We start from the raw sequence: 6,566 nt of genomic DNA, 5'->3' as shown, positions 1-6,566 counted from the left end.
GGCCGCGGCAGCCGCCCCGCTTCTGGCCCGCGCTCGCCGCCGCGGCGGCGGTCGTGCTGGTCGTCGCGCTCGGGTTCTTCCTGATGCCCGGCGCGCCGAGCGAGACCAGCGCGAACGGCGCGCCGCGCCCGACCGGCAGCACCGACCCGGACGCGTCGGACGCGCCCTCCGACTCGTCCGCCCCCTCGGACACGCCGTCCCCGACGCGGAGCACGTCGCCGACGCCGAGCACGCCGTCCCTCTCGCGGTCCCCGCACTCGGCGGGCCCGGCGCACCGGACGCCGCGTCCGTCCACGAGCCGTCCGGCGCCGCCGTCCGCGCCGACGCACACGGTCCCGGCCGGACGGCTCGCCGTCTCACCGGGAAGCTGCGCGCTGACCACGCAGAACCCGTCCTGCGCGATCACCGTCGTCGCCGTCGGCGGCCCGGTGACGTGGAGCGTCGGGGCCCGGCCGCCGCTGGCGGCGCAGGGCGGCGGCACGCTGCGCTCCGGCGGGACGGCCCACGCGACGATCACGCTGTCCGCGTGCGAGCAGTCCGGCTCGGGGACGGTCGCGTTCAGCCCCGGCGCGGGTGTCTCCGTCTCCTGGACGTGCGGCTAGACGGACGAGGAGCCGGGCAGGGCGTGGGGCGGAATCTGCCCACGGAGTGAGATCCGGCGGCAGAATGGTCACGCTCGGCATGGAGAAGGCGACATAGCGTCGAGTTCCGCTGCCCGGTGGGGGGAAAAGGAGATTTTCCTCACAGCGCCATAAATACGGTGGTCAGCGGGCCGACGGACGCACGGAAGCGGGGGTCTCGGCCGTCCGGATTCCGCCAAGGCGCCAATCGGCCGGTGAGCGGTGGCAAGATCGGTCAACCAGGGACGCCGGTCCGACGTCGGGCCGGCACGGGGAAGACCACCGCGGACCATCCGCAGGACTCGTCGGGGAGGCAGCAGGTGACCGGTCGGGCCGTGCCCGGTGGGATCGACGACGCCCGGCTCGTGGAGGCGCTGCGCACGGGCGACGTCATCGCGCTCAGCGAGGTGTACGACGCCTTCGCGCCGCCGCTGTTCGACTACTGCCACGGGCTGCTGCGCGACCGCGTCGAGGCGGCCGGGGCGCTGCGCAACTGCCTGTTCTCGGCGCGCGAGCACGTCACGGCGCTGCGCGAGCCGCACCGGCTGCGCGGCTGGCTGTACGCGATCGCGCGCAAGGAGAGCCTGCGCCGCCGCGAGGACCCGACCCGCAGCACCGGCCAGGAGGCCCCGGAGGCGGGCGCGGACGAGATGTCCGCCCAGGACCGCGGCAGGCTGCGCGAGCAGCGCGAACTCGCGCACGCCGCCCTCGCCGCCCTGGACGGACGCCAGCGGGAGCTCCTCGACCTGGCCGTCCGGCACGGGCTGTCCGCCGCCGACCTCGGCAAGGTCTTCGGAACGTCGGCGAAGGAGGCGGACTCCGCGCTCCGCCAGGCGCGCACCGCGCTCGCGCACGGGCTGCGCTCCGCGCTCGTCGCCCGCCGCCACTCCCGCGACTGCCCCGGCCTCGCCGCGCTCCTCCCCCGGTCGTGGCCGCCCGCGCCGCCGGAGGCCGGAGCGCTCGCCGAGCACGTCGCGTCCTGCGGGACCTGCGCGGCCCAGGCCGTGCCGGACATTCCGGTGGAGCAGGTCCTCGGCTCCCTGCCGGTCGCCGCGATCCCGGCCGACCTGCGGCTGGACATCCTGAACGCCGCCGCCTCCCCCGGACGCGCGGACGCCCGGCGCTCGGCCGCGGCGCTCGTCGAACCCCTCGATTCCGACGGCTGGCCCGCTCCGTACCGTCCGCGCCGCTCGAAGCGGGGCCGCCGGGCGCGCACGGAGACCGCCGCCGCTCCCGTCGCCCTCGCTCCCGACGCCTCCGCCGCCGACGCCGCCGCGCCCGGCGGGGACGACCGCACGCAGCAGTGGAACACCGACCTCTCGGACGCCACCCGGCCCGACTTCCCCGCGCCCGGCACCGGAGCACCGGGGACGGCGCCTGCCGAGGCGCCCCTCGTCGGCGGCGCGGCGACCGGCACCGTTCCGGCCCCCGGTGCCGGAACGCCCGGCCTGGCGGGAGGCCATGCCGCCGCGGCACCTGGCCCCGAGGCGCCCGGCTCCTCGGGACATCGCCTCGACGCGCCCGACACGACGCTCTCGTTCGATGCCGTCCCGGGCACGGACACCGCGTCCGCCCCGCCGGACGGTCCGTCGCCGAGGCGCGGTTCGGCGGGCGGCGGCGGACGGCACTCGCGCACCGACGCGGCGTCCGGCAACTCGGACCAGCTCGAACCGCGCAGGTCCGGACGCGTCCCCGAGGAAGGGGACCGCTGGGTCGCCGGCGAGCTGCTCAGCCGTCGCGGACGCAAGCGGGCCGTGCTCGCGGGGGTCGGCGGGGTGGCCGCCGTGGCGGTCCTCGGCGTGGCCGTGTCGGCGTTCGCGGGCGGCGGAGGCTCGGGACACGGCAGCGGACCGGTCGCGAAGGGCGGCCGTCCGACGGCCCCGTCGCCGAGCGCCGGGACCGTGGAGCCGAGCATGTCGGCGGCGTCCTCGCCCTCGTCCACGCCCACCCTGCACGCGAAGAAGAGCTCGTCGTCGCCGACCCGCACGCCGTCGTCCTCGCCGTCGTCGCCGCCGTCGTCCTCGCCGAAGCACACGCCGACCCGGCGGCCCACGCACTCGGCTCCGCCCTCTCCCCCGCCGCCGTCCGCGCCGCGTCCGGGCACGCTGTCGGTGGTGGGCTGCAGCATCGGCCTCGGCTCGAGCTGCCAGGTCACCGTGACGGCGACGGGCGGGACGGTGACCTGGCGCGTCGTGGGCGTCTCGCGCGGGTTGTCCGCGTCCGGCGGCGGCACGCTGGCGGCGGGCCAGTCCGCGACGGTCCAGGTGCAGCGGCACGGCATGTGCTGGGGCTCGCGGACGGGCCAGGTGGTGTTCTCGCCGTCCGGCGCCGCCGCCGTCAGCTACTGCTGACCCGCGCCCGCCCGCCCGGCCGCGCCGGACGCGTCCTCTACCAGGGCGAACGCGCGTCCAGGACGGTGTGCGCGCGGTCGAGCAGCACCGGCACCGCCGGGCCGAGGACGTCGAAGCCCTCGCCGACCGTCGCGTGCTGCAGGAAGCGGGCGTGGATGCCCTCCAGGATGACCGCCAGCTTGAAGCACGCGAACGCGACGTAGTAGTCGAGGTCGGACAGGTCGGCGCCGGTGAGCCCGGCGTACCGCTCGGCGAACTCGCGGCGGGTGGCGAACCCGGGCGCGGTGGTGATCGTCGCGCCGACCGGGAGCGGCACGGGATCGGACGCCTCGGCCCAGTAGACCAGGGTGAGCCCGAGGTCCGACAGCGGGTCGCCGAGCGTGGACATCTCCCAGTCCACGACCGCGGTGATCTCCGGTTCCGGCTCCAGCCGCGCGAGCGCGTTGTCGAGCCGGAAGTCGCCGTGGACGAGCCGCGCGGGGGCGCCGCCGGGCGGCAGGCCGCGCAGCCGCTCGGCCAGCCGCGCCACGAGCCGGTCGTATTCGGGCAGGTCGCGGACGGTCCCGGTGGCGCGGATCGCGTCCTGCGAGGCGTCCCACTGCTTGCCCCAGCGGCGGAGCTGGCGCTCCATGTACCCGGACGGGCGGCCGAAGTCCGCCAGGCCCGCCTTCTCGACGTCCACGGTGTGGATCGCGGCGAGCGCGGCGACCAGCGCCTCGCTGAGCCCGCGCGCCCGCTCGGGGGTGAGGCCGTCGGCCTCCTCCGCGGTGCGCAGGACGCGGCCGTCCACGAAGGCCATCAGGTAGAACCGCGCGCCGATGACGTCCTCGTCCTCGCACAGCGCGAGCGCGGCCGGGACCGGGACGCCGCCGTGCGCGCCGAGCGCCGACAGCACCCGGTACTCGCGCGCCATGTCGTGCGCGGTCGGCAGGACGTGCCCGAGCGGCGGGCGGCGCAGCACGATCCGGTCGCGGTCGCCGCCGTCCAGCGTGATCGCGTAGGTGAGGTTGGACCGCCCGCCCGCGATCACCTCGATCCCGCCGATCCGTCCGGCGCCGGGGAGCTCGCGGTCCAGCCACGCGGCCAGGCGGGGCACGTCGATGCCGGGCACCCCGGCCGGAGGTTCGCTGTCAGCGGTCATGACCCGTATTAGAACGCGGCTCGGTCCCCCCTGGGAACCCCACCCGCCCGGCCGCCGCCCGGAGGTCCGCGGAGGGACGGTACGGCCGTTGCGTCCCGGCGGTCACGGAGGACGCTCCGGCCGGATCCGGCCGTCTCGCGTCCCGCCGTCCCCACCCGTCCCAGGAGCCCGTCACCTGCGTGTTCGCCGCCGTGCGGGGAGTGACGCGCGGCTGCTGAGACCGGGTCCGGCGAGGAAAGTCGCCGGCCCAGGTGACAGCGGACTCCGGTAGGGGTAGTCATCACCGACACAAGGCGCGTATGCCTGAATATGCCATCCAAACCGGCCCAGGGCGGGCCGACCGGACCCAGCGTCCGGCCGGGCCGGAAGGCAAGGACCGGACGAACGGGACGTACCCCACGTCCCATTGGGGGGGACCCACCGTGGCCGACGCATGGCTGCCCGAAGCCGTCCGGCTGCCCGCACGACTCGACGGGGGCGCCCTGCGGGGCGGAGCCCCCCGCGCCGTCTGGCTGACCAGCGGATCCGACCCGCGCTCGGTGTCCGCGCGCTCCCTCGCCGCGGACCTCGCCAAGATCGGACGTCCCGCGCACGTGGTCTGGAACCCCCTCACCGGGGAGGTGGTCCAGCAGCTCCCGATCGTCCGGGCGGGACTCGCGCTCGCCGAGGACGGCCCCGGACCGGGCCCCGGCCGGGAGGGCCGGATCTGCGCGCAGATCATGGTCGTCGGGCAGGCCCGCGAGCCGTTCACCACCGGGCCGCTGACCGGCCTGGACCCGATCGTCCGCTGGCTGGACGGCTGGGGCGTCGCGCGCCGGTGGCCCGCCGGGCCGCCGCTGGCCACGCCGCAGTCCTACGAGTCCCCGCGCGACCGCCGGGACTGGGCGCGCGGCGGGCACTTCGGGGCCTCCCAGGTTCCGGACGCCGTCCGGCCCGACCCCGGCGGCATCGACGTGCGCCGCATCACCGGCCCGGACACCCCTCCCGCCGGGCTCTCCCGCACCCGTCCCACCCAGGCGGACGCCGGGCCTCTCGTGGCCGGAGCCGGAACCCGCACGCCGCTGCTCACCCGCTCGCCCGTCCCCGCTCCGGCCTCCCCCACCCGCACGCCGCTGCTCACCCGCTCGCCCGTCCCCGCTCCGGCCTCCCCCACCCCGCCGGCCACGACCCCGGCGCCACCCGTCCCCGCCGCCCCGACCGTCCCGGCAGCGCCGCAGCCCGTCCCCGCGAGCGCCCGTTGAGCCCGCCCCCGCGAGCGCCCGTTGAGCCCGTTCCCGCGAGCGCCCGTTGAGCCCGCCCGCCGACGCCCGTCCCGTCCGGGCCTGATCACGTCCGCCGGAGGCCCAGCGCTCCCCGGGCGCGCGGCCTCGAACCTCCCTGCCCTCTACGCGACGGCGGGCTCCCCGGCCGCCCTCTCCGCGTCCGCGGCCGGGTCGTCCGCGAGCAGTTCGTCCGCGACCAGGCGGCGGACGAGGGCGCAGGCGGCGCGGAGTTCGGCGCGTCCGGCGACCGCGCCGTACCCGATGACCAGGCCGGAGAAGCGGACCGGCCCCGCGTGGTGCCGTTCCAGGTCGTCCAGCAGGACGCCGTGCCGCGCGGCCTCGGCGGCGACCCGCTCGGCCCGGCCCGGCGGCAGCGACACCACCAGGTGCAGCCCCGCCGTGTCGCCGACCAGCGGCAGCCCGGCGAGCTCCTCGGTCACCACGGCGCGGCGGCGGGCGTACTCGGCCCGCATCCGGCGGACGTGCCGGACCAGGTCGCCGCGCTCCAGCAGCAGCCGCACCGCCTCCTGGGAGACCGCGGCCGTCCGGTCGGCGAGGTCGACCCGGCGGCGCGCGACGGCCGCCGCCAGCTCCGGGCGGGCGACCAGCCAGCCGACCCCGACGTCCGAGCTGAGGATCTTGGACGTGGTGCCGAGGTGCACCACGGTCTCCGGGTCGAGGTCGAACAGCGCGGGGAGCGGCGCGACGTCGTACCGGAACTCGCCGTCGTAGTCGTCCTCCACGACCAGCGCCCCGGCGCGCCGCGCCCACGCCAGCAGCGCCTGCCGCCGCGGCACCGGCAGGACGCCGCCCAGCGGGTACTGGTGGGACGGCGTCGTGTACACCATGCGCAGGTCGGCGGGCAGCGCGTCCACGACGAGGCCGTGCTCGTCCACCGGGCACGGGACCGGCGTCATGCCGCGCGCGAGCAGCGCCGTCCGGGCGCGGGCCCAGCCCGGGTCCTCGACGCCGACGCGGTCGCCGGGCCGCAGGACGGTCGCGGCGAGCAGGTCCAGCCCGTTGCCGATCCCGCGGGTGACCACGACGGCGTCGGGCGTGCAGGACACCCCGCGGCTGCGCCGCATGTGCTCGGCGAGCGCGGCGCGCAGGCCGGGCCGTCCGCGCGGGTCGGGGCGCGCGGCCGGGACGGCCGAGGCCGCCATCCGCCACGCGCGCCGCCAGGCCGGACCGT

The 6,566-nt window shown here is 77.7% G+C and carries 4 protein-coding genes and 1 pseudogene; 3 read left to right on the top strand and 2 right to left on the bottom strand.

Features of this window, described 5'->3' with window-relative positions; genetic code table 11:
- Window positions 1-602: pseudogene (locus DZF91_RS39610) on the top strand (hypothetical protein); the annotation flags it as partial.
- 338 nt (window positions 603-940) lie between these two features.
- Complete coding sequence (locus tag DZF91_RS08895; RefSeq protein ID WP_147341065.1) at window positions 941-2,971, top strand: sigma-70 family RNA polymerase sigma factor; 2,031 nt, start codon at window positions 941-943, stop codon at window positions 2,969-2,971.
- 37 nt (window positions 2,972-3,008) lie between these two features.
- Here DZF91_RS08895 and DZF91_RS08890 read toward each other — a convergent pair whose 3' ends face one another.
- The gene (locus DZF91_RS08890) at window positions 3,009-4,112 is read right to left on the bottom strand and encodes a phosphotransferase family protein (protein WP_117356996.1); all 1,104 of its coding nucleotides are present in this window, start codon (window positions 4,110-4,112) and stop codon (window positions 3,009-3,011) included.
- A 422-nt stretch (window positions 4,113-4,534) separates the two neighbouring features.
- Here DZF91_RS08890 and DZF91_RS08885 point away from each other — a divergent pair, with 422 nt between their 5' ends.
- Window positions 4,535-5,353 carry a hypothetical protein gene (locus tag DZF91_RS08885; RefSeq protein WP_235834178.1) on the top strand — a complete coding sequence of 273 codons (819 nt, stop codon included), beginning with the start codon at window positions 4,535-4,537 and terminating at the stop codon, window positions 5,351-5,353.
- A gap of 143 nt (window positions 5,354-5,496) precedes the next feature.
- Here DZF91_RS08885 and DZF91_RS08880 read toward each other — a convergent pair.
- A partial coding sequence (locus DZF91_RS08880) for an aminotransferase-like domain-containing protein (protein ID WP_147341064.1) occupies window positions 5,497-6,566 on the bottom strand: 1,070 nt, incomplete at its 5' end.

It is taken from the genome of Actinomadura logoneensis (assembly GCF_003428695.1).
GTDB lineage: Bacteria > Actinomycetota > Actinomycetes > Streptosporangiales > Streptosporangiaceae > Spirillospora > Spirillospora logoneensis.
The sequence above is the reverse complement of the archived record's forward strand: the minus strand, read 5'-3'. Positions and strand labels throughout refer to the sequence as shown.